Annotated in this window: 2 protein-coding genes and 1 pseudogene; all 3 read left to right on the top strand. The window is 41.0% G+C overall.

Going from position 1 to position 4,092, the window contains the following annotated elements; all coding sequences use genetic code 11:
- Positions 1-1,471, top strand: a pseudogene (locus tag G6R09_RS19770) (arginine decarboxylase); the annotation flags it as partial.
- A 628-nt stretch (positions 1,472-2,099) separates the two neighbouring features.
- On the top strand, positions 2,100-3,425 hold the full coding sequence (potE, locus tag G6R09_RS19765) for a putrescine-ornithine antiporter (protein ID WP_065168669.1): 1,326 nt from the start codon (positions 2,100-2,102) through the stop codon (positions 3,423-3,425).
- Between the two features lie 185 nt (positions 3,426-3,610).
- Positions 3,611-4,092, top strand: a 482-nt coding sequence (locus G6R09_RS19760; protein WP_304622204.1) for an Orn/Lys/Arg decarboxylase N-terminal domain-containing protein, incomplete at its 3' end; no start/stop codon positions are given.

Below are 4,092 nucleotides of genomic sequence, written 5' to 3'. Positions count from 1 at the left end.
TCCAATCTACATGGTGCCTAGCCGTAACTGCTACGGTATCATCGGTCCAATCAGCAAAGTTCAAATGAGCAAAGAAGGCATTGCGCTTAAAGCGAAAAATGCCGGTATTCCATTCAACGCTGATGAGAAAAAAGCCAGCTACGCTGTAGTAACTAACTGTACTTACGACGGTTTATGTTACCACTCAGAAGTGACTGAAGCGCTACTAGGCGAAAGCTCTAGCCGTATTCACATGGACGAAGCTTGGTTTGGTTACGCACGTTTTAACCCTATCTACAAGGGTCACTACGCAATGCGTGGCGATGCGAAAGACCACACAGGTCCTACTGTATTTGCAACGCACTCAACGCACAAGTTATTGAATGCATTGTCTCAAGCATCATACATTCATGTACGTAACGGTGAAAACGCGATCAACTTTGACCGCTTCAACCAAGCTTACATGATGCATACTTCAACATCACCACTATACGCAATCTGTGCGTCTAACGATGTTGCTGCTAACATGATGAAAGGCGAAAGTGGTTTATCGCTAACGAACGAAGTGAACCGCGAAGCGATCATCTTCCGTCAAAACATGCGTCAACTATTTAACGATTACACGGCTGAAAACGATTGGTTCTTCAAGCCTTGGAACGCTGAAACTGTTACAGAAATGAACGGCGACAAAGTTAATTTCGAAGACGCTTCTGTTGAGTCTCTAATGACTATTCAACAGAACTGGAAACTAACTCCTGGCGACAAGTGGCATGGCTTTGACGAAATCGACAATGACTGGTGTATGCTTGATCCAATCAAAGTTAGCTTGCTAACTCCGGGTCTTGACGACAACGGTAACTTCCTAGAAACAGGTGTTCCAGCAGCACTTGTTACTGCATACCTAGGTCGTTTCGGTATCGTACCAACCCGTACTACTGACTTCCAAGTCATGTTCCTATTCTCAATGGGTATTACTAAAGGTAAGCGTGACACCTTGATCAACACTCTGTTGTCATTCAAGCGTCACTACGATGCAAACGCAGATATCGAAACATTACTGCCAGAGCTAGTAGCTTCTGCTCCAGAAGTTTACCGCGGTCTTGGTCTTAAAGATCTTGGTAACAGAATGTTTGAATACCTAGTACGTCACAACCCAAGCCAAGTACTAAACCACGCTTACTCAAGCCTTCCAGAAATGGAAGTGAAGCCACGTACTGCTTACCAGTTCGTCGTGTCTGATGACGTAGAGCTAGTGCCTTCTGACAAGCTTGTTGGCCGCGTTGCAGCGAACTCTGTTATTCCTTACCCACCAGGCATTCCAATGCTAATGGGTGGCGAAAACTTCGGTGATGATACAAGTCCTCAAATCCAGTACTTGAAAGCACTAGAAGCATGGGACGCAGAATTCCCTGGTTTCGAACACGAAACTGAAGGCGCTGAGATCGAAGACGGTAAATACCACGTTCTTTGTATCAAAAAAGACGCACTATAATCGCCTAACACGATAATGTGACTACCCTACCAATCCCTCGCTAGCTCTAGCGAGGGATTTTTTTATTGTTAAAGATAGCCCAACCTCAAACAATCTATCAGCCCAGTAGACTAAAAAATAATTTATACAAATATCATTACTCGCTTTTTTAATATTTAAAATTATTTCCCTCATTTTTTAATGTGCAATCTTGCATAAACATGCAGTAAACCCACATTTTAAACCACCACTCACGAAAACGCTCAAGCCATTGAAATAATATAACTTTCAATAGAAAAGTTAAAAAAAACACCAAATAAAATCCAATAATTAAACAAAATGAACGAATTTCGATACCATTAATGATTGATAAGATCATTGCTAAAATATTTTCTTTCATTGATAAATTTTTGTTTTTATCAAAATAGCGTCCTATATTGGGTCGAGCAAAAGATAAGTATTTAGATTGAAGGTATTCAATCGTAAATAGCTATATTGCAATTATCTCGGTAATAAATATTTAATTTGAAGTAATTAAGGGTTTATCACCACCATAACAAATAACTCACCATGGAATCGATTTATTTAAATAAAGACAAATTCTTTTTTTAAAATAGGTTTATCTCCCTTCAAATCATAGGTGAATATAATGTCATCGGAAACTGGCACTAAAAAAATGGGACTCGTTGGCTTAACTGTACTTGTTGCAGTTAACATGATGGGCTCTGGTATTATTATGCTACCAGCAAGCTTGGCGCAAGTTGGTGCAATTTCAATGTTGTCTTGGATTGTGACTGCGTTAGGCGCAATGTGTATTGCTTACACGTTCGCTAAGTGTGGTGCACTTTGTAAACGCTCTGGCGGTATGTCAGCTTACGCACAAGAAGCACACGGTAAGTCATCTTTTTTCATATCTTCTTATACTTACTACGTGTGTCTAGTTATTAGTTGTGTGGCGATTGCCGTTTCAGCATTAGGTTACATCAAACCATTTATACCTTGGCTTGATACACCGATACACACTTTCTTCGGTGTGGTTGCGATTCTTGTCTTCACTATGGTAGCTAACTTTGGCGGTGCGAAAATCACTGGTCAAATTTCAGCGTTCACTGTTTGGGGTATCATTATTCCGGTTGCGGGTCTGTCTATCATCGGTTGGTGGTGGTTCGATCCACAAACATTCATGAATGCATGGAATCCACATAACGACACCACTATGCACTCTGTATCTTCTGGTATCGCACTGACTTTATGGGCTTTCCTAGGTATTGAATCTGCGGGTGCTAACTCTGATGCAGTTGAAAATCCAGAGCGTAACGTACCGCTTGCAGTACTGTTTGGTACTGGTTTCGCAGCGATCGTTTACATTGCATCTACTGGTGTTATTCAAGGTATTATTCCTAACTCAGAACTTGCAGCATCAACGGCACCGTTTGGTTTAGTGTTCAGCCACATGTTTAACCCTATGGTGGGTAACATCGTTACTCTAGCTGCGGTTATCGCATGTATCGGCTCACTACTTGGCTGGCAGTTCACTAACGCACAGGTTTCTAAAGCAGCAGCAGATGAAGGTCTATTCCCTAAAATCTTTGCTAAAACCAACAAAGCAGGCGTGCCTGTAGCTGGAATGTTAATCATGTTAGCTGCTGAGATTTTACTCGCAGTGATGACTATCTCTCCTAACTTGATCAGCCAATTCAACGCACTATTGAACCTTGCAGTATTCATTAACATGGTACCTTACATCCTATCTATGACAGGTTTGGAAGTGCTACTTCGCAAGAACATGGTATCTCAAAAGCAATACCGTATTGGTGCAACCGTGGGTACATTGGCGGTTCTTTACAGTATCTATGGCGTCTATGCTTGTGGTGAAACTGCAGTATTTGGCGGTACCATATTAATGCTACTCGGTTATATCTTCTACGGCTTCATTGCTGCTCGTGATACAAAACCAGAAACTAAGCCAAGTTAATTTATTAATAACCAACAAAAGTGAAAATGGGAATAAATAATAAATACGCTAACCATTAATAACCTTATTAATAACCAGCCTTATTTATTCCCTATTTATTAAATTTATAGCACGTTTTATTACGTCATATTCATGACGTCTACATAAAACATATCAGCCATTAATCATTTTATTCAGGCGTTATTATGAACAACAATTATATAACCAGCAAAATGCGTACTCTTGTTATTGAACACCAGAACATTACTCCAAACAGCTTTGCCGATCGTGCAACTAAGTCGCTAATTACAGAGTTACAGAGTCGCAGCATCGGCATCATCACTGCCACTTCTTATGAAGATGCGCGTGCGGTTATCATGTCGACTCAAATCGATAGCTTAGTATTAGCACTAGAAAAAACTGAAGAGCAAATCGTTAACTCTAACGAAGAAGTTGATTTGTTAGCAGCACTACAAGCACGTCAATCTGAAGTGCCAGTATTTCTACTAGCAGAACGCGCGCGTACCTCTATTCTTAACAACCGCCAGTTAATGGAGCGTGTTGATGAGTGTTACTCAGTACTAGAAGACACTGCTGATTTCGTTGCTGGCCGTATCGTAGCTTCAATGCGTCGTTACCGTGCCCAAGTGTTACCACCGTTCATGAAAGCGATGATGCACTACAACKA

The organism is Photobacterium sp. Alg240-V54, assembly GCF_900537155.1.
In the GTDB taxonomy this organism is placed as follows: Bacteria; Pseudomonadota; Gammaproteobacteria; order Enterobacterales; family Vibrionaceae; genus Photobacterium.
Note: the sequence above shows the minus strand (reverse complement) of the source record. Positions and strands in the feature narration are given on the sequence as shown.